22 protein-coding genes and 2 tRNA genes are annotated in these 18,981 nt (G+C 61.4%); 21 read left to right on the forward strand and 3 right to left on the reverse strand.

Annotated elements, in window-relative coordinates; genetic code table 11:
- The first annotated feature begins 249 nt into the window (after window positions 1-249).
- The 8 genes from HMPREF3173_RS06780 (at window position 250) to HMPREF3173_RS06815 (ending at window position 6,753) form a co-directional block, all read left to right on the forward strand.
- The gene (locus HMPREF3173_RS06780) at window positions 250-2,490 is read left to right on the forward strand and encodes an AsmA family protein (protein WP_070571993.1); all 2,241 of its coding nucleotides are present in this window, start codon (window positions 250-252) and stop codon (window positions 2,488-2,490) included.
- The gene (mutY, locus tag HMPREF3173_RS06785) at window positions 2,487-3,554 is read left to right on the forward strand and encodes an A/G-specific adenine glycosylase (protein WP_070571994.1); all 1,068 of its coding nucleotides are present in this window, start codon (window positions 2,487-2,489) and stop codon (window positions 3,552-3,554) included. The genes HMPREF3173_RS06780 and mutY overlap by 4 nt, the downstream gene beginning before the upstream one ends.
- Window positions 3,551-3,823, forward strand: a complete 273-nt coding sequence (locus tag HMPREF3173_RS06790) for an oxidative damage protection protein (RefSeq protein WP_043211032.1) — start codon at window positions 3,551-3,553, stop codon at window positions 3,821-3,823. Before mutY ends, HMPREF3173_RS06790 begins: the two co-directional genes overlap by 4 nt.
- A 91-nt stretch (window positions 3,824-3,914) precedes the next feature.
- Window positions 3,915-3,990 (forward strand) — tRNA-Phe (locus HMPREF3173_RS06795).
- Between the two features lie 216 nt (window positions 3,991-4,206).
- Window positions 4,207-4,668: a DUF4234 domain-containing protein gene (locus HMPREF3173_RS24535; protein ID WP_043211030.1), complete on the forward strand. Its 462-nt coding sequence runs from the start codon at window positions 4,207-4,209 to the stop codon at window positions 4,666-4,668.
- 79 nt (window positions 4,669-4,747) lie between these two features.
- Window positions 4,748-5,068 carry a hypothetical protein gene (locus HMPREF3173_RS06805; RefSeq protein ID WP_043211028.1) on the forward strand — a complete coding sequence of 107 codons (321 nt, stop codon included), beginning with the start codon at window positions 4,748-4,750 and terminating at the stop codon, window positions 5,066-5,068.
- A 143-nt stretch (window positions 5,069-5,211) separates the two neighbouring features.
- Window positions 5,212-6,219, forward strand: a complete 1,008-nt coding sequence (gene ppk2, locus HMPREF3173_RS06810) for a polyphosphate kinase 2 (RefSeq protein WP_070571995.1) — start codon at window positions 5,212-5,214, stop codon at window positions 6,217-6,219.
- A 90-nt stretch (window positions 6,220-6,309) separates the two neighbouring features.
- The gene (locus tag HMPREF3173_RS06815; RefSeq protein ID WP_070571996.1) at window positions 6,310-6,753 is read left to right on the forward strand and encodes a hypothetical protein; all 444 of its coding nucleotides are present in this window, start codon (window positions 6,310-6,312) and stop codon (window positions 6,751-6,753) included.
- 131 nt (window positions 6,754-6,884) lie between these two features.
- Here the strand turns inward: HMPREF3173_RS06815 and gabP are convergent, their stop codons facing one another.
- Window positions 6,885-8,285, reverse strand: coding sequence for a GABA permease (gabP, locus tag HMPREF3173_RS06820; protein ID WP_070571997.1), 1,401 nt, complete (start codon window positions 8,283-8,285; stop codon window positions 6,885-6,887).
- Between the two features lie 604 nt (window positions 8,286-8,889).
- Between gabP and HMPREF3173_RS06825 the strand changes: the two genes are divergently transcribed.
- From HMPREF3173_RS06825 to HMPREF3173_RS06845, 5 genes are all read left to right on the forward strand, one after another.
- Entirely contained in the window at window positions 8,890-9,663 is a 774-nt protein-coding gene (locus tag HMPREF3173_RS06825) for an ABC transporter ATP-binding protein (protein ID WP_043211018.1), read from the forward strand.
- An 11-nt stretch (window positions 9,664-9,674) separates the two neighbouring features.
- Window positions 9,675-10,427, forward strand: coding sequence for an ABC transporter substrate-binding protein (locus HMPREF3173_RS06830; protein WP_070571998.1), 753 nt, complete (start codon window positions 9,675-9,677; stop codon window positions 10,425-10,427).
- A gap of 55 nt (window positions 10,428-10,482) precedes the next feature.
- The gene (locus HMPREF3173_RS06835) at window positions 10,483-11,175 is read left to right on the forward strand and encodes an ABC transporter permease (protein WP_043211015.1); all 693 of its coding nucleotides are present in this window, start codon (window positions 10,483-10,485) and stop codon (window positions 11,173-11,175) included.
- The gene (locus tag HMPREF3173_RS06840; RefSeq protein WP_043211013.1) at window positions 11,175-11,864 is read left to right on the forward strand and encodes an ABC transporter permease; all 690 of its coding nucleotides are present in this window, start codon (window positions 11,175-11,177) and stop codon (window positions 11,862-11,864) included. The genes HMPREF3173_RS06835 and HMPREF3173_RS06840 overlap by 1 nt, the downstream gene beginning before the upstream one ends.
- A gap of 126 nt (window positions 11,865-11,990) precedes the next feature.
- The gene (locus tag HMPREF3173_RS06845) at window positions 11,991-13,226 is read left to right on the forward strand and encodes a methyltransferase (protein WP_371906663.1); all 1,236 of its coding nucleotides are present in this window, start codon (window positions 11,991-11,993) and stop codon (window positions 13,224-13,226) included.
- Window positions 13,227-13,449: 223 nt separating this feature from the next.
- On the opposite strand, the gene mdtI is transcribed toward HMPREF3173_RS06845, so the two are convergent.
- Both mdtI and HMPREF3173_RS06855 read right to left on the reverse strand, forming a co-directional pair.
- Entirely contained in the window at window positions 13,450-13,767 is a 318-nt protein-coding gene (gene mdtI, locus HMPREF3173_RS06850; RefSeq protein ID WP_070090772.1) for a multidrug/spermidine efflux SMR transporter subunit MdtI, read from the reverse strand.
- On the reverse strand, window positions 13,761-14,120 hold the full coding sequence (locus HMPREF3173_RS06855) for a multidrug/spermidine efflux SMR transporter subunit MdtJ (protein WP_070571999.1): 360 nt from the start codon (window positions 14,118-14,120) through the stop codon (window positions 13,761-13,763). Before HMPREF3173_RS06855 ends, mdtI begins: the two co-directional genes overlap by 7 nt.
- Before the next feature lie 447 nt (window positions 14,121-14,567).
- Here HMPREF3173_RS06855 and HMPREF3173_RS06860 point away from each other — a divergent pair, with 447 nt between their 5' ends.
- The 8 genes from HMPREF3173_RS06860 to HMPREF3173_RS24850 form a co-directional block, all read left to right on the forward strand.
- Window positions 14,568-15,149: a hypothetical protein gene (locus tag HMPREF3173_RS06860; RefSeq protein WP_043211005.1), complete on the forward strand. Its 582-nt coding sequence runs from the start codon at window positions 14,568-14,570 to the stop codon at window positions 15,147-15,149.
- Window positions 15,150-15,158: 9 nt separating this feature from the next.
- Window positions 15,159-15,365: a helix-turn-helix domain-containing protein gene (locus HMPREF3173_RS06865; protein WP_043211003.1), complete on the forward strand. Its 207-nt coding sequence runs from the start codon at window positions 15,159-15,161 to the stop codon at window positions 15,363-15,365.
- Window positions 15,366-15,383: 18 nt separating this feature from the next.
- A complete protein-coding gene (locus HMPREF3173_RS06870) occupies window positions 15,384-15,764 on the forward strand; it encodes a hypothetical protein (RefSeq protein WP_070572000.1) in 381 nt (126 codons plus the stop codon).
- A 21-nt stretch (window positions 15,765-15,785) separates the two neighbouring features.
- Entirely contained in the window at window positions 15,786-16,034 is a 249-nt protein-coding gene (locus HMPREF3173_RS06875; protein WP_070572001.1) for a hypothetical protein, read from the forward strand.
- 87 nt (window positions 16,035-16,121) lie between these two features.
- Window positions 16,122-16,197, forward strand: a tRNA-Thr gene (locus HMPREF3173_RS06880).
- A 126-nt stretch (window positions 16,198-16,323) separates the two neighbouring features.
- On the forward strand, window positions 16,324-16,524 hold the full coding sequence (locus HMPREF3173_RS06885; RefSeq protein ID WP_070572002.1) for a DUF3079 domain-containing protein: 201 nt from the start codon (window positions 16,324-16,326) through the stop codon (window positions 16,522-16,524).
- A 363-nt stretch (window positions 16,525-16,887) separates the two neighbouring features.
- Window positions 16,888-18,273 (forward strand): flavin-containing monooxygenase, encoded by a 1,386-nt coding sequence (locus HMPREF3173_RS06890; RefSeq protein ID WP_070572003.1) that lies wholly within the window; start codon window positions 16,888-16,890, stop codon window positions 18,271-18,273.
- Between the two features lie 119 nt (window positions 18,274-18,392).
- On the forward strand, window positions 18,393-18,981 hold a 589-nt coding region (locus HMPREF3173_RS24850), incomplete at its 3' end, for a glutamate synthase-related protein (RefSeq protein WP_256544067.1).

Here is an 18,981-nt window from a genome sequence, read left to right on the forward strand (position 1 = left end):
ATCATTGGGCGAAAAGGCTGCCATTATAGGCCCAGATCGCGCCCGCTTGGAACGCGGATGACATATGGCAATGTCGCATATGTGTAATTTCTGCTGTTTGAAGCGACAGGGCGCTCGCTCGCGGGACAAGCCCTGCCGACAGGGACTGCCCTGGCCGTGCCGTCCGCCACTATTGATTACGCCTAGGTCCTACCCACGGCGCTATACTCCCAGGCTTGAATTTCAAAAACGGACTACAAGGACTCGCCCATGAAAGCGTTCGGCAAAATCCTGGGGCTGGGGCTTCTCGGGTTGCTGCTGATCATCGTGGCGCTGGGCTTCGCCCTGACCCACCTCTTCGATCCCAACGACTATAAAGACGAGATTCGCCAGTTGGCCCGCGACAAGGCCCACATCGAGCTGACGCTCAATGGCGATATCGGCTGGAGCCTGTTCCCCTGGCTGGGCCTGGAGCTGCACGAGGCCAGCATCGCCACGCTGAACAAGCCCAAGGAGCCGTTCGCCGACCTGCAGATGCTGGGTTTGTCGGTCCGTGTACTGCCGCTGCTGCGCCGCGAGGTGCAGATGAGCGATGTGCGCGTCGAGGGCCTGAACCTGATCTTGAACCGTGACGAACACGGCCACGGCAACTGGGAAGACATCGGCAAATCACTGCCGCAGCCTGCCGGCACGCCGTCGACCAGCACGACCGAGGCCCCCGCCACGGCCGATACGCCGGCCAACAAGGAAGACTCCCGCGAGCGCATGGTCAAGCTGGACATCGACAGCCTGACGGTCAACAACGCCCAGGTGCAGTACACCGATGCCAAGACCGGCCAGACCTTCAGCGCCCAAAGTATCCAGCTGAGCACCGGCCCAGTCCATGAGGGCGTGAACATCCCGCTCAAGGCCAGTGCCTTCCTCACCGTCGGCCAGCCGAGCCTCAAGGCACGCACCGAATTGACGGGCGAACTGCGTTTCGACCGCAAGCTCAAGCGCTACAACATCGAGGACATGCGCCTGTCAGGCGAGACCTCTGGCGAACCGCTGGCCGGCAAGACCATGACCTTCGCCGCCCAAGGCCAGCTACTGGTCGACCTCGCCGCCAACGTGGCCTCCTGGAATGGCTTGAAGCTCTCCGCCAACCAACTGCGCGCCCTGGGCGAGCTGAACCTGCGCGACCTGGACAAGACCCCGCAACTGAGCGGCGGCCTGTCCATCGCTCAGTTCGACCTGCGCACCTTCCTCGACAGCATCGGCCATCCGCTGCCTGCCTCTGCCGACCCGGCCGCGTTCGGCAAGCTGGAACTGGTCACCCGCCTGCAGGCCAATCCAACCAGCCTGGCCCTGGAAGACCTGGCCGTGAAGCTCGACGAGAGCACCTTCAGCGGCCGCATCGCCATCGACGACTTCGCCAAGCAGGCCCTTCGTCTGCGCCTTAAAGGCGACACGTTCAACGCCGACCGTTACCTACAGGCCAAGAGCGAACAAGCCAAGGGCGCCAGCGCCGCGCGCCAGGCCGAGGTCCAGCAGCAGGAAGCCAGCGCCGTCAGCGGCCCAAGCACGACTCCGCTACCCAACGCGCCGACTCAGGTGGCCTGGAGCAGTGACAAGCTGCTGCCGGTGGATCGCCTGCGCCAGCTCGATCTGCAGGCAGACGTGTCGTTCGGCACCCTGACTCTGGACAAGCTGCCGATCACCGATGCCCAGCTCAAGGCCAATGGCCAGGGTGGCCTGTTGACCCTCGAGACCCTCCGAGGGGGCCTGTACGACGGCAGCTTCGAGACCAACGGAACACTCGACGTGCGCCCGGCCGTGCCACAGATCGGCATGAAGACCCGGATCAACCGCGTGCCGGTGGAACACTTCATCAAGTCCGATACCCCGGACAAGGCGCCTCCGGTCAAGGGCCTGCTGACGCTGTCCAGCGACCTGACCGCCACCGGCAACAGTCAGAAAGCACTGGTCGACACCCTTAATGGCAATGCCAGCTTCACCCTCAACGATGGCGTGCTGGTCAACGCCAACCTCGAACAGCAGCTGTGTCATGCCATCGCGACCCTCAACCGCAAGACCTTGAGCGGCGAGCCGCGCGGCAAGGACACCCCCTTCCAGGAACTGCGCGGCAGCCTGGTGGTGCGCAATGGCGTCGCCAGCAACCCGAACCTGAAGGCAAGCATTCCAGGCCTGACCGTCAACGGCCACGGCGATGTGGACCTGCGCGTACTGGGTATGGACTACAACTTGGGCGTGATCGTCGAAGGTGACCAGCGCGCCATGCCGGACCCGGCCTGCCAGGTCAACGAACGCTATGTCGGTATCGAGGTGCCGGTGCGCTGCCGTGGCCCGCTGGAACTTGGCGCCAAGGCTTGCCGCCTGGACCAGGAAGGCCTGGGTAAGGTCGCAGCCAAGCTGGCCGGCAACCGCCTGCAAGAAAAACTCGACGAGAAGCTTGGCGACAAGGTCAGCCCAGAGCTCAAGGATGCACTCAAGGGGCTGTTCAAACGATGAGTCCCGAGCAGTTCTCCAATGCCGTTTTGCAGTGGTACGACCAGCACGGCCGTCATGACCTGCCCTGGCAACAAGGCATCACGCCCTATCGGGTGTGGGTCTCGGAAATCATGTTGCAGCAGACCCAGGTGAGCACGGTGCTCAACTACTTCGATCGCTTCATGCAGGCCCTGCCGACCGTGCAGGCCCTGGCCGAGGCGCCGGAGGACGAGGTACTGCACCTGTGGACGGGCCTGGGTTACTACACCCGGGCGCGCAATCTGCAAAAGGCCGCGAAAATCGTGGTCGAGCAGCATGGCGGCGAGTTTCCACGCAGCGTCGAGCAACTAACGGCGTTGCCGGGCATCGGCCGCTCCACTGCCGGTGCCATCGCCAGCATCAGCATGGGCATTCGCGCGCCGATCCTCGACGGCAACGTCAAGCGCGTGCTGGCCCGCTACACCGCCCAGGCCGGCTATCCTGGCGAGCCCAAGGTGGCCAACGCGCTGTGGGCCAACGCCGAGCGCTTTACGCCGTACGCCAGGGCCAACCACTACACCCAGGCGATGATGGACCTGGGCGCGACCCTCTGCACCCGCAGCAAACCCAGCTGCCTGATCTGCCCGCTCAAGGCCGGCTGCCAGGCCCACTTGCTCGGTGAAGAAACCCGATACCCCGAGCCCAAGCCACGCAAGACCCTGCCCCAGCGCCGCACATTGATGCCGCTGCTGGCCAATCATGAGGGCGCCATTCTGCTCTATCGCCGCCCTTCGAGCGGCCTGTGGGGCGGGCTGTGGAGCTTGCCGGAGCTGGACAACCTGCAGCAGCTCGACGACCTGGCCTACCAGCACGGCCTGCGCGCGACCGACAGCCAAGCCCTGGATGGCCTGACCCATACCTTCAGCCATTTCCAGCTGGCCATCGAGCCGTGGCTGGTGCGTGTCGACTCGCTGGGCACGACCGTGACTGAGCCCGACTGGCTCTGGTATAACCTCGCCACCCCGCCGCGCCTGGGCCTCGCCGCCCCGGTCAAGAAGCTACTCAAACGCGCGGCCGATGAATTGATTGCAGGAGAGTCCCGATGACCCGCACCGTGAAGTGCCGCAAGTACAACGAAGAACTCCCCGGCCTGCCACGCCCTCCCTACCCGGGCGCCAAAGGCCAGGACATCTTCGATCACATCTCGCAAAAGGCTTGGGATGAGTGGCAGAAGCACCAGACCATGCTGATCAACGAAAAGCGCTTGAACATGATGAACGCCGAGGATCGCAAATTCCTCCAGGCGGAGATGGACAAGTTCTTCGCTGGCGAGGAGTACGCTCAGGCCGAAGGCTACGTTCCGCCCAGCGAATGACCCCAAAAAACGTAAGCGACGGAATTAATTTAAAAAATTTTCAAAAAAGTCGTTGACGGAAGGTCTGAAAACCTTTTTAATTCGCCCCGTCGCCCAGATAGCTCAGTCGGTAGAGCAGAGGATTGAAAATCCTCGTGTCGGCGGTTCGACTCCGTCTCTGGGCACCAAGTGCCAAACCCCAGGTAACGCAAGTTACCTGGGGTTTTTTAATGCCCGCGACTTTTGCAACGAAAGCCTGGCGTCAAAATAGCCATGTGCTATCATTCGCGCCGCGCTGCCCCCGCCTTGCAGCGCATACCCCAAGGACGATGGTTGAGCAAGGAATGCCTCATCAGACAGCCGATGCCTCAGCCCGTTTTTTCCTCTCGAAAATCGGAAGCGCCATGACATCCCCTGCCGAACTCATGAACAAGGTCAATCGCAAGACGCTGCATCTGGTACTGCTGTGCGCGGCTACCGGCGGCCTGTACTTGCTGATCTGGCTGTACAAGACCAACCAACACCTGCGCGAAGCCACTGGGCAGACGGTCTGCAGCGAGACCTACATTATCTGGATCTGCGTCTGCATGGGCCTGAGCGGAGTGTTCATCGACAACCCCGAACCCTTCCTGGTCGGCATCGGCGCCCTGCTGAGCATCGCCAGCGGCGTATTGTTCATCGTCTGGGCGTTCAATGCCCGCAGCCTGCTGATGACCTACGCCAACGCCCAGCAGCAGCCTTACTTCTCGATGAACGCCTTCTACACGTTCCTGTTCAACGCGTACTACATCAATTACTGCATCAACGAACTGGGCGAGAACGCGCAGCGCCAGCAACCGATCCATGCGCAACCGGCACAACCCTGATCCACGAACGCCAACCGGCACAAGGATTTGCATGTCAGCCCGCCCATGCATTGAAAAGCGGGTATACAAGGAGAGATAAATGGCCTACACATCGATCATGTTCAAAAACCCGAAAACCGGCGCGCTGAAAGAAGCCCCGGTCGGTTTCTCCTGGACCACCTTTTTCTTCGGTTTCTTCCCGGCGCTGTTCCGTGGCGACTGGAAGTTCGGTGCGATCCAGTTCGTACTGCAGATGCTCACCATGGGCCTGAGCTCGCTGGTGTTCTGCTTCATCTACAACAAGCTGTACATCAAGGACCTGATCGGTGCCGGCTTCCAGGCGCAGTCGATCTCCAAGGGCGACATGGACTACGCCGCCGCCAAGCTCGGCCTGCAAATCCCCGCGCTGACCGCAGCCTGAGACCCCTGCACCCCATGGCTAGCTAGCCATGGGGTTACGGCAGCACAGCGCAAAGTGCGCGACGTTGATCGACATCAAACAGCCATCGCTCGCCGCGCCCTAGCCTATCGGGTGGACATTCGAACCCACCCCAAAGGACTGCCATGAGCGACGACGCCACGCCCCTCCCCCCTGACACTGCCGATGCGACGCCCAGCATCACGCCAATCGCCCGCAACCGACCACCTCGCAGACGCCAGACTGCCGCCAAGACCACCCCAGAGCCGAGCATCAGCGCCATCAGCCAACAGCCGGTTGCGCTGGAGGTGGCCTCGGCGCGGCGCGGCAGCAATGAAGACAGCACCTCGGCGCGCCTGCCGGCCAGTTACCCCTACCGCACGCGCCTGCGCCGCCAGGACTATGAGAAGGCCAAGCACGCTCTGCAGATCGAGCTACTCAAGGTCCAGAGCTGGGTCAAGGAAACCGGCCAACGTGTGGTCATTCTGTTCGAAGGCCGCGACGCGGCGGGCAAAGGCGGTACCATCAAGCGCTTCATGGAACACCTGAACCCACGCGGGGCGAGGATCGTCGCCCTGGAAAAGCCCTCCGAGCAGGAGAAGGGCCAATGGTATTTCCAGCGCTATATCCAGCACCTGCCGACCGCGGGCGAAATGGTCTTCTTCGACCGCTCCTGGTACAACCGCGCCGGCGTCGAGCGGGTGATGGAGTTCTGTACCCCGTTGCAGTACCTGGAGTTCATGCGCCAGACACCGGAGCTTGAACGTATGCTGTGCAACAGCGGCATCCTGCTGTTCAAGTATTGGTTCTCGGTCAATCGCGAAGAGCAGCTGCGCCGCTTCATCTCGCGCCGGGACGATCCACTCAAGCACTGGAAGCTCTCGCCCATCGACATCAAGTCGCTGGACAAGTGGGACGACTATACCGCCGCCAAGGAAGCCATGTTCTTCCACACCGACACCGCCGACGCGCCGTGGACAGTGATCAAGTCCGACGACAAGAAGCGTGCGCGGATCAACTGCATCCGGCATTTTCTGCATTCGTTGGACTACCCGGACAAGGACCATAGCATCGCCCATGCACCGGATCCATTGCTGGTCGGACGGGCCTCGCGGGGGTTCGAGGAGGATGAGCCTCCCTCGCTCGTCAGTTGAGCCTTGGGCCGCAAGCCGGCCCCTTGGGTTTCTTCGGCAATTACGCTTCAATACGCGCATTTTTCCAGACACCCCCAAGGATTCGCCCCAATGGCCTCCAACACCAAGCAGCAAAAACGCGCCAAGCGCGCCGCCACCAAGGCCAAGCAGAACCGCATGGTGCGCAGCGGCCAGGCGGTCAAGGCCAGCGCCGGCGACAGCGCCAGCGTCGAGCAGGTCTTCAACAAAGCCATGGACTCGGGCAGCTACAACAGCCTGTTCGACAAGATGAAGGAAGCCCAGCAGAACGGCCTGGTGCCGATGATCTCGGTGTTCCTGGTCGATCCACTGCTGGCCCTGGTGCTCAAGGGCCACAAGGAAGAACACGCCACCGACTACATCGTCATGGTCTTCACTGCCTATCGCAAATGGCTCGACGGCACCGACGAGGACGCCACCATGGCCTGGCTGGAGAGCGACGAGTTCCAGGAGGCCTATGTGGCAGCCTCCGAAGCGGTCGCCAAGCAGCAGCAACAGCAGAAGCAGTTCGGCTGAAGATCGTCGGCAGCCCAAACCCGCCCCACAAGCTTCTGTGGGAGTGGGTCTACCTGCGAAAACGCCGATACAGACACACAAAAAGGCCGTGCCCTTCACAGGACACGGCCTTTTTTGTTCAACAGCCCGGATCAGTTATCCAGCGCCACCTGGCCCGCTGCCTGGCCTTCGGCCTTGCGTTTGCGCTGCACCAGCAGGCCGGCAGCGACCACGCCAATGCTGAGCAAAGCGGTGGCGATGATCTCGGCGCGATGGTCTTCGCGCAACGCCATCACCACCAGGATCGCAATGATGAACGCGATGGTGGCCCAGGTCAGCCCCGGGAACAGCCACATCTTGAAGGCAATCTTCTCGCCACGAGCTTCACGCTGGCTGCGCATGCGCAATTGCGACACGGCAATCACCAGGTACACCAGCAGCGCGATGGCGCCGGAGCTGGCCAGCAGGAATTCGAACACCGCAGCCGGAGCCACGAAGTTGGCGAACACGCACAGAAACGCCGCCGCAGTGGACAGCAAGACCGCCCAGTGCGGAGTGCCCGCCTTGGTGGTGCGCTGCGCCATGGCCGGCGCATCGCCGCGCTTGCTCAGGGAGAACAGCATGCGCGAAGAGGTGTACAGCGCCGAGTTCAGGCAGCTGGTCACGGCGATCAGCACGACGATGTCGACGATCAGCTTGGCGTTCGGCACGCCGATGCGGCTCAGGACGGTCTGGTAGGAACCGGTCTCGGCCAGGGCCGGATCGTTCCATGGCACCAGGGCCACGACCAGGAAGATCGACACCAGGTAGAACAGGCAGATACGCCAGATCACCGAGTTGGTGGCGCGGCTGATCTGCTTGCCCGGGTCTTTCGATTCGGCGGCGGCGATGGTGACGATCTCGGTCCCCATGAACGAGAACATGGTGGTCAGCATGGCGGCCAGCACCGCGCCCAGACCGTTGGGCATGAAGCCCTGGGTATCGAATAGATGGCTGACACCACTGACCTGGCTATTGGGCACCAGGCCGAACATGGCCACGCAGCCAACGACGATGAAGCCGATGATGGCCAGTACCTTGAGCAGGGCGAACCAGAACTCGAACTCACCGTAGTTCTTCACGCTGCACAGGTTGGTCAGGGTCAGCGCCAGCGTAATGATGAGCGAGAAGGCCCAGAGGTCCACAGCGGGGAACCAGGCATGCAGGATGGCCGCCGCGGCATTGGCCTCCAGCGGGATCACCAGGACCCAGAACCACCAATACAGCCAACCGATGGTAAAGCCTGCCCAGCGCCCGATGGAGCGGTCGGCATACGTGGAGAAGGAACCGGTATCCGGTGAGGCGATGGCCATCTCGCCGAGCATGCGCATCACCAGCACCACTAGGGTGCCCGCCGCAGCGTAGGCGAGCAGGACGGCAGGACCTGCCGCAGCGATGGCGTGGCCGGAGCCAACGAACAGACCGGCGCCGATTACGCCTGCGATGGACAGCATGGTGACATGCCGTTGCTTGAGCCCCTGAGCGAGGTCATTGGAATTGTGCTTACCGCTCATAAAACTACCTTTGTAAGGAGTGGACCACCCGAAATGCTGAAACGAAGCGCGCCCGGGGTTGGTGTAGGCGTCGCTGCATTCGGTGGTTTACGTATGGCAATAAGCGGGCCAGCCGCGAATCACGCTCGTCAGAATTCGCTGATGGCCAAGCGCTCCGGGCCTCGCAGGCCTTTCGGCCATGCCTTGACCGAAAGGTCGTCAAATTTTCTTGCCAAACCCTGATTACTGAAATACCCACTTACAAATGCACCAAAGGTGCCCCACGGTAACACCCGTGCACAAAAAATGATCAACAGAAAGTGCAACCTAAGGAGCAACCCAAGCCCCGCACACTCACGCGCAAAGTGCTACCCGGCCAAAAACGGCTTCCCAGGCACGTCCAAAGCTGGCACCATCGCGCCTTTTTTCATCAAGGCTCCGGTGCTGGGGACGTGCGCGCGGACATCCTCGCGACAGTCCGCTGCAACGATGCGACAAAGTATCCCGCCAGCGACCCGAGCCACTTGCGACCTGGTTGGCCGCCATTACGCCGCTATGCTAGCTTGGCGCTCGCCAGGAAGGCCGCCAACAGCTGGGAACGCACCCGAACACATGAGGACCGCACATGGCCCAGGCCACGCCCGCGCTGGAAATCCGCAACCTGCACAAACGCTACGGCGAGCAGGAGATTCTCAAGGGCATTTCTCTGACCGCACGCGACGGTGACGTGATCTCGATCCTGGGGTCGTCCGGTTCCGGCAAGTCCACCCTGCTGCGCTGCATCAACCTGCTGGAGAATCCCCACCAGGGGCAGATCCTCGTCGCCGGTGAAGAGCTCAAGCTCAAGGCGACCAAGACCGGCGACCTGATCGCCGCCGACAATCGCCAGATCAACCGTCTGCGCAGCGAAATCGGCTTCGTCTTCCAGAATTTCAACCTGTGGCCGCACATGTCGATCCTCGACAACATCATCGAGGCGCCACGTCGCGTACTGGGCCTGAGCAAGGCCGAGGCCATCGAGGCCGCCGAGGCACTGCTGGCCAAAGTCGGCATCCATGACAAGCGCCACAGCTACCCCGCCCAGCTTTCCGGTGGCCAGCAGCAACGCGCGGCCATTGCCCGGACCCTGGCCATGAAGCCCAAGGTCATCCTGTTCGACGAGCCGACCTCGGCGCTCGATCCGGAAATGGTCCAAGAAGTGCTTAACGTTATCCGCGCATTGGCCGAAGAAGGCCGTACCATGCTGCTGGTGACGCACGAGATGAACTTTGCCCGCCAGGTGTCCAGTGAAATCGTCTTCCTGCACCAGGGCTTGGTCGAAGAGCAGGGATCGCCGCAGCAGGTGTTCGAAAACCCGACCTCGGCGCGTTGCAAGCAATTCATGTCCAGCCACCGCTAACGGAGCAACACATGCAGACCTATAAGAAATTCCTCCTGGCCGCTGCCGCCACGCTGGTCTTCTCGGCCAATGCCATGGCCGCGGAAAAACTGCGCATGGGTATCGAGGCGGCCTACCCGCCGTTCAACAACAAGGATGCCAGCGGCAACGTGGTCGGCTTCGACAAGGACATCGGCGACGCCCTGTGCGCCAAGATGAAAGTCGAGTGCTCGGTCGTCACCTCCGACTGGGACGGCATCATCCCTGCACTGAACGCCAAGAAGTTCGACTTCCTGGTGTCGTCGCTGTCGATCACCGACGAGCGCAAGCAGGCCGTCGACTTCACCGACCCCTACTACTCCAACAAGCTGCAGTTCATCGCCCCGAAGAACGTCGACTTCAAGGCCGACAAGGCTTCGCTTAAGGGCAAGGTGATCGGCACCCAGCGCGCGACCCTGTCCGGCACCTGGCTGGAAGACAACTACGGCGATGACGTCGAGGTCAAACTCTACGACACCCAGGAAAACGCCTACCTGGACCTGATCGCCGGCCGCATCGACGGCATCCTGGCCGACAAGTACGTGCAGTACGAGTGGCTCAAGAGCAAGGACGGCCAGAACTTCGAGTTCAAGGGCGAGCCTGTGGTCGACAGCGACAAGATCGGCATTGCCGTGCGCAAAGGCGACCCGCTGCGCGAGAAGCTGAACAAGGCCCTGGCCGAAATCAAGGCCGACGGCACGTACAAGAAAATCAACGACAAGTACTTCCCGTTCAGCATCGAATGATTCACCCAGACCAGCGCCGCCTTGCGCGGCGCCGGTCCCTTGAATGCACCTGCCCATGAATATCGACCTGCACGGATTCGGTCCGGCCATGATGGCCGGCACCCTGATGACCGTAAAACTGGCGCTCTGCGCCCTGCTGCTGGGGCTGGTCCTGGGCCTGCTCGGCGCCCTGGCCAAGACATCCCCAGTCAAGCCGCTGCAATGGCTTGGCAGCACCTATTCGACGTTGGTGCGCGGTGTGCCCGAACTGCTCTGGGTACTGCTCATCTACTTCGGCACCGTCGGGCTGATGAACAGCCTTGGCGAAGCCTTGAACATGCCGGGCCTCGAGCTCAGCGCATTCGCCGCCGGCGTGATCGCCCTGGGCCTGTGCTTCGGCGCCTACGCCACGGAAGTCTTCCGCGGCGCGATCCTGGCCATCCCTAAAGGGCACCGCGAAGCGGGCCTGGCGCTGGGCCTGTCCAAAGGCCGCATCCTCTCGAAGATCATCCTGCCGCAGATGTGGCGCATCGCCCTGCCTGGACTTGGCAACCTGTTCATGATCCTGATGAAAGACACGGCGCTGGTGTCGGTGATCGGCCTCGAGGAAATCATGCGTCATGCGCAGATCGGCGTGACCGTGACCAAAGAGCCGTTCACCTTCTATGCGGTCGCCGCGTGCATCTACCTGAGCCTGACCATCATTGCCATGACCGGTATGCACTTCATGGAAAAACGCGCCGCTCGCGGCTTCGTGAGGGCCGAGTAATGAACTGGGAAGTCATCATCAAGTGGCTGCCACGCCTGGCCCAGGGCGCGACCCTGACTCTGGAGCTGGTCGCCATCGCTGTTATCGCCGGGCTGATCCTGGCCATTCCACTGGGTATCGCCCGCTCCTCGCGCCATTGGTATGTACGCGCAGTGCCCTACGGCTACATCTTCTTCTTCCGCGGCACACCGCTGCTGGTGCAGCTGTTCCTGGTGTACTACGGCCTGGCCCAGTTCGATGCGGTGCGCAGCAGCGCGCTGTGGCCGTACCTGCGCGACCCGTTCTGGTGCACCGTGCTGACCATGACCCTACACACCGCCGCCTACATCGCCGAGATCCTGCGTGGCGCACTGCAGGCCATCCCGAAAGGTGAAATCGAGGCGGCACGGGCGCTGGGCATGTCGAGGGGCAAGGCCATGTTCTACATCATGCTGCCGCGCGCCGCGCGCATCGGCCTGCCAGCCTACAGCAACGAAGTGATCCTGATGCTCAAGGCCAGTGCCTTGGCCAGTACCGTCACCTTGCTGGAGCTGACCGGTATGGCGCGGACCATCATCGCCCGCACCTACCTGCCGGTGGAGATCTTCTTTGCTGCAGGCGTGTTCTATCTGGTCATCTCCTTCGTACTGGTCCAGGGCTTCAAGGTGCTCGAGCGCTGGTTACGCGTGGACGCCTGCCAGGGGCGTTGAAACTGTAAAACCTGGGGGCCGCCTTGCGGCCCACCGCAGGCTCCGCATCGTCTGAACCTGTAGGCGCTGGCGATGCCTGCGATGGAGCGCAACGCGCTCCCCTTTCAACAGCGCTGCGGTGCTTGAATGCAAACCATCCCCTACCTTCACGGCCCTCACCTGCTCGAGCGCTTCCAGGCACTCGACCATTTCCTTCTCCAGCATCAGCAGCTATGGCGCCCGCGCCCCTTCACTCAGCTGCATCTGGACTGGGAGGCCCAGCACCCTGAACTCGCCATCTGGCTGCGCCAGCGCACCCTGGAACAAGCCGAAGCCGTCCAGCAGAATCCCGAACAGCTGCCGGCGCCAGCGCCCTTCGCACAACTGGCCACTCGCGCCTCGCAGTTGTCCGCTCTGGGCGAGCTGCCCGATGCTGGCCTGCACCCGGCCGGCCATCGTTTGGACGTGAATGTCCCGGGACGCAAGTGGCAACAGATCGAAGCCTTCACCCGTCGCCTGGCCTTCCACCAGCCCACCGGTCACTGGCTGGACTGGTGTTCAGGCAAAGGCCACCTGGGCCGACGCCTACTGCAGCCCGGCCAACGGCTGACCTGCCTGGAGTACGACGTCGAACTGGTCACTGCGGGAAGCGCCCTGAGCGAACATCATCACCTGCCGGCCACTCACGTACACCAAGATGTGCTGGCACCAGACAGCCACCGTCACTTGGACAGCAGCAAGAGCGCCGTCGCCCTGCATGCGTGTGGGGAGTTGCATGTGCGGCTACTGCAATTGGCCAGCCAGCAAGGTTGTCGGCAGATTGCCGTCGCGCCCTGCTGCTACAACCGCATTCCGGGGAAGGTGTATCAGCCGATGTCTTCGGCGGCCCAGGCCTCGGCCTTGCAGTTGAACCAAGAAGACCTGGGCCTGCCGCTCAACGAGGCGGTGACTTCCAGCGCCCGTGTCCGACGTCAGCGTGACATCTCGATGGCCCGCCGCTTGGGCTTTGACCTGCTGCAACGCCAGCAGCGGGCCATCGACGAGTACTTGCCAACACCCTCGCTGCCGACCAATTGGCTGGACAAGCCCTTCGAACAGTACTGCCGCGATCTGGCCGAGCTTCGGCACGTCCAGATCCATGAAGCGCCCGACTGGGCGGCGCTGGAGGCCGCCGGCTGGCAACGCCTGGCACAGGTGCGCAATCTGGAGCTGCTGCGCAACCTGTTTCGCCGCCCGTTGGAAATGTGGCTGGTGCTGGACAGGGCCCTGTTTCTCCACGAGCGCGGCTATGACGTGCGCATGGGTGTGTTTTGCGACTACCCCCTCACGCCTCGCAATCTGTTGCTGATTGCAGAGCGCAAAGAAGACGTGCCGTCCAGCTGAAAGCCTGTGGATAACTCTGTGAACAAGCTTGTGATGAATATCACGAAAATGGGGATCCAACCGCTATTTCAGCGCATTCGCTTATTCCAGGCAGCGAGCCAAAACCAGTAAAAACAGGCCTTTGCGCAAAGACCAGCGGATAAGTCAAGTGGCATGCCTTTCGCGCAATGCTGGCATGCCGCTTGTGCATAAACGCGCCGGACTCGTGCCGATCGCATGATTTTCAGGCCATTTTCAGCAGGCTCATGCCTACCAAGAGCAAAGCCAGGCCCAGCCATCCGCGGCCAGCCAGGCGCTGACCAAACAACGCCCAACCCATCGCCACAGTCGCCAGGATGCCAAAGCCGCCCCAGATGGCGTAGGCGAGCGACAGCTCGATGTCCTGAACGGCCTGGGCCAACGCGGTGAACGCCGCCAGTACACTCAGGATCGAGGCAAAACCCAGGCCTTTGCGACGGAAACCGTCTGAATACTTGAGCAGAAGGTTGGCCAGTACTTCCAACACGATGGCCAAACCCAGCCAGGCAAAGGGGATCAGCATGGCAGGCCCTCCGCTTCGCGCACAGCAGGCGTGCTGCGGGTACCGGCCTTGACCAGCAGGATGCCGGCGATCATCACCGCCAGGCCCAGGGCCTTGGTCCAACCCAGGCTTTCACCAAGCCAGACCACACTGACCAAGGTGATCAGGACGATACCGATTCCTTCCCACAAGGCATAAGCCACGCCAACCGGCACACGCTTTACCGCAAGGGCCAGGAAGAAATACGACAGACAGATCATGACGTACATGACGACATGCCCCATGACGGGGAAATGTGTGGCGGCGAGTTTCATCGACGCCGTACCGATCACCTCTGCGGTGATCGCGACGAACAAATAGATCCAGGAACGCATGGTGCCCTCCCATGGGCGACAGCGGCCGAGCGCACAGGCATCGGCACGAGACACAACGTTTAAGGCTGCAGGTCGAGGGAGGGGCTAGAGGTCGCCGGTCCAGTGACGCTCACGGGAAACCAGGCGGGAGGTGGAGAGTAGCTTGAAAGCTTTACTGTTCAACATAATGAACAGCACATTAGCTTAGCTGATCGAATAAGTCAAAATGATAGACTGAGACTAACGAAATTTCGCGCTGAAGCAAGCATTCCCAGGAGAAAGCCCCGTAAAGCCTGCTGAAAGGTTCGTAAATTATATTATTCATTCTCTACAAAACGCTGCCGCTACCAAGTGACTGATTCCCCTGCGGCAAAGCGTCGCCAGCTTAAACAAAATGAAATTAATTATTGTTTAACGATAATTTTTCACCAATAATCCGCCCCGTTCATCACAGTACGGAGGCACCCCATGAACGACAGCAGATCAGTGGCCTACGCGCGTTCGCGCTTGCGCATCATCGGCGTCTTTGCCGCTTTTCTGGCCTGGGCCACCGGTGCAGTCGAGCTTTTCGGCACACCGCTGCTCTGGGTCTTCGACTATCCCGACACAGTCGCGGCCTACCTGCAGGGCCATGGCATCAACATGCCTCTGCTCCTGGAAGACGGCTACCAACCCTCGAGGCTCGCCATGGGTCTGGTACTGGCGCTGGAGATGATTCCGACAGGGCTCTCGGTGCTGAGCCTGCTACTCACAGGCTTGTTCTTCTTGCGCTTGTCCAAGGGGCACACCTGGAGCCTGGCCAACATCCGCATGCTCTGGCGAGTCGGGCTGCTGTGCATCGGCGCTCCGCTGCTGTGGCCAGTGATCGATACCCTCCAAGGCCTGGCCCTGGCGATCGACCTGCCCGCCGGGGAGAGAAGCTTCGTCGTGTCGATCGGTGTATCATCCGAGGCTGTCTACGAGATCATGAAAGGCATCCTGCTCTGCGCCTTCTCGCTGCTCATGCGTGACGCCAAGACCCTCAGCGATGAACACAACTGTTATGTCTAGCCGCCCCCTATGCCGATAATCATCCGCCTCGACGTCGTCATGGCCAGGAACAAGATCCGTTCCAAGGACCTGGCGGAAATCATCGGCATAACGGAAGCGAACCTGTCACTGCTGAAGAACGGCAAGATCAAGGGTTTCAAGATCGAGACCCTCGAGAAGCTGTGCCGCGCGCTGAACTGCCAACCGGGCGACCTGCTGGAGTTCAGCGAGGAATGATCAAGGACCGTTGTACCCGTGGACACCCAATACCAACGCTTCGCCATCCTGGTGCTGGCGAGCCTGCTGCTCGGCGGCTGCGGCCCCTCCTACACGTATAGGTATTCGCCACCGCCCAGCCCACATGGGCTCGCTTGCATCAATAACTGCGCGATGCAACGCAATCACTGCAAACAACTGGCCCGCCTGGAAGAAAACAGCCAGCGCGCCCTGTACCAGGCCGAACTGAGGGCCTACCAGTACTGCAAGGACAGCAAGCCGAACAAGAACACGCGACACAGTTGCCCCTATCCCAACTATCCGTTTTTCAACACCGCAGGCTCCGAATGCCAGCCTGATTACGACAGCTGCTACATGGCCTGCGGCGGCACCATCCAGCGAATTCTGAACAACGACTGACCCAGAACGGACATCGACAACGTGATCCAGACCAAGCCCTTTGCCCTGCTGTGCTGCGCCCTGGCCCTGGCCGGCTGCGCCAGCAACCCCTACTCTCCCAAGACCTCGTCCCTCGACTGGGACATGCCCGGCATGCAATTGGGCGGTGACAGAGGCCTGCCCCTGCGCGCCGAAACACCCTGCCGCAAGCGCGGCTGCGACAACGACAAGCTGTTCTTCAACCCCGCCCAGGCCGAGCCCAGCGTCAACAGCATCCACCGCGGCTGGTAGGAAAACTCTGCTTTCCCGGCAATGGCGTAACCTATTGGAAGGAATAGGTTTACACGCGCCAACCGATCGCTATAATGACGCCCCATTGCCGGTATAGCTCAGCTGGTAGAGCAACTGACTTGTAATCAGTAGGTCCCGGGTTCGATTCCTGGTGCCGGCACCATACGCAGTATCAAAAAAGGCTCACCTTCACGGTGGGCCTTTTTTATTTCCGCCATTGACGCCCATCAACCTCTCCCACCGCATCTCCCTTAGCCTGAAATCCCCAGGCCAGAACGGAGCATGCGCCATGGCCAAGAAATTCCCACACAACCCCAGCCACCCCGAGCGCATTTGCTGGGGCTGCGACCTGTATTGCCCGGTAAAAGCGCTGGCCTGTGGCAATGGTTCTGAACGGACCCAGCATCCGGCGGAGCTGTTCGGTGAAAACTGGGAGCGCCAGCCCCAGCAGAACCAGGCGCTACTGCCGCATGCCGATGACAAACCTTGAAATGCTTTCCCTCGATGCGTTATAGCTAAAAAGGCATCCATAAAGAAAAGAGGCACTACAAGCCCCCATGCACGAGATCACACGTATCTATCGGTCCCATGGCCCGCTTGCCGCTCTGCTTGGCAAGGCCACCGGGCCCTTCCCTGCCGTTGTCCGCTCTACCCTCGGCTGCTCTCCTCTCTCGACGCTGTTCCACACGCTGTCGATTCCACCTCGAGACATGCTGCTGGCGCACAAGCGCAAGCGCCCCGTGCCTCCACCTGCCTGCTGACACCTGAAGTCTTCACCCATCCACAGCCCTAGGCCTGTTGCCGTTCGGGGTTGGGGAGGTTTTGCCTTTTTTCGTGTTTACAGGACATCCTCATGACTATTCGCGTTGCCATCATCGGCGCCGGCCCGTCAGGCCTGGCGCAACTGCGTGCTTTCCAATCCGCCCATGCCAAGGGCGCGCCTATGCCCGAAGTGGTCTGTTTCGAAAAACAGGCCGACTGGGGCGGCATGTGGAACTACACCTGGCGCACTGGCCTGGACCAGCATGGCGAACCGGTCCACGGCAGCATGTATCGCTACCTTTGGTCGAACGGCCCGAAGGAGTGCCTGGAGTTCGCCGACTACAGCTTCGACGAGCATTTCGGTCGGCCGATTTCTTCGTATCCTCCCCGCGAGGTGCTGTGGGACTACATCCAGGGCCGAGTGAAGAAGGCCGGTGTGCGCCAGTACATTCGCTTCAACACCGTGGTCAAGGCCGTGCGCTTCGATGACCAGAGCCGCACATTCACTGTCACTGCCCATGACTACGCTCAGGGTCAGGGCATCGAGCAGGTGTTCGACTACGTGGTGGTGGCCAGCGGGCACTTCTCCACGCCGAACGTGCCGTCGTTCCCGGGCTTCGAGCGCTTTTCAGGACGCATCCTGCATGCCCACGATTTTCGCGATGCATTAGAGTTCACCGGCAAGGACGTGCTGATCGTCGGCAGCAGCTACTCGGCCGAGGACATCGGCTCGCAGTGCTTTAAGTACGGTGCCCGCTCGATCACCAGCGCCTATCGCACCCAACCGATGGGCTACCAGTGGCCCAAAGGGTGGGAAGAGCGACCGCAGCTACAGCGGGTCGAAGGCGACGTGGCGCACTTCGCCGACGGCTCCAGCAAGCGGGTCGATGCGATCATCCTGTGTACCGGCTACCAGCATCACTTCCCGTTCCTGCCTGACGAGCTGACCTTGCGCACCGACAATCGTCTGTGGCCGCTGGGCCTCTATCAAGGCGTGGTCTGGGAGGCCAACCCGCAGTTGCTGTATTTGGGCATGCAAGATCTCTGGTACAGCTTCAACCTGTTCGATGCCCAGGCCTGGTTCGCCCGTGACCTGATGCTTGGCCGCATCCAACTGCCGAACCAAGCCGCCATGCAGGCCGACAGTGCGCGCTGGCGTGCCGAGGAAGAAGCCTTGGAGAGCACCGCCTCGATGTACGAATTCCAGGGGCGCTACATTCAGCACCTGATCGGAAAAACCGATTACCCAAGCTTCGACATCGATGCAGTCAACCGCATCTTCCTCAAATGGAAGCACGACAAGAAGCACGACATCATGGGCTATCGGGACCGCTCCTACCGTTCGGTAATGACCGGTACCGCTGCGGTGCCGCACCATACTCGCTGGCTGCAGGCGCTGGACGACTCGCTGGAGGAATACCTGCGCGAGACGGCAGAGCCCGGTGATGTGCAGGTCCTGAGGCAGGACAAGCGCTGACGCGCGCCCACGACTGAACACAAGCCGCGCGTAGGTAATAGTCTTTTACCGAATCCCCTGGTTTTCCGCGCGCGGCCTTTGCCTATCCTAGTGCGGGTCATCCTGTCAGCGATGGACCCATGAAAGACGCGCTCCCTACCCGCTACGCCTGCCTGGCCGCCTGCCTGTTGTTCACCTTCGCCAGCATTCCATTTCTTGCCCAGCACAGCTGGCTCTGGCCGCTCACCCTGCTCACTGCCCTGCTCAGCCTGATCGGTCTCAATGACCTGCGCCAGAGCCATCATGCCGTGCGCCGCAACTACCCGATCCTGGGCAACATCCGTTATCTGATCGAGACCATTCGCCCGGAGATACGCCAGTATCTGATCGAGGGCGACGACGACAAGCTGCCGTTCTCCCGCTCGCAGCGCTCACTGGTCTATGCCCGCGCCAAGAACGAGAGCGCCGAGAAGGCCTTCGGCACACTCAACGATGCCTACAAGCCTGGCTTCGAATTCATCAGCCATTCGATGGTACCGGTGCAGACGCCCGACCCGGCGTCGTTTCGCATCAACATCGGTGGCCCGCACTGCCGACAGCCGTATTCGGCGTCGATCTTCAACATCTCGGCCATGAGCTTCGGCGCGCTCAGCGCCAATGCCATCGGCGCCTTGAACAAGGGCGCGCGCCTGGGCCGCTTCGCCCACGACACCGGCGAAGGCAGCATCA

The sequence above is a fragment of the Pseudomonas sp. HMSC08G10 genome, assembly GCF_001808425.1.
Classification (GTDB): domain Bacteria; phylum Pseudomonadota; class Gammaproteobacteria; order Pseudomonadales; family Pseudomonadaceae; genus Aquipseudomonas; species Aquipseudomonas guariconensis.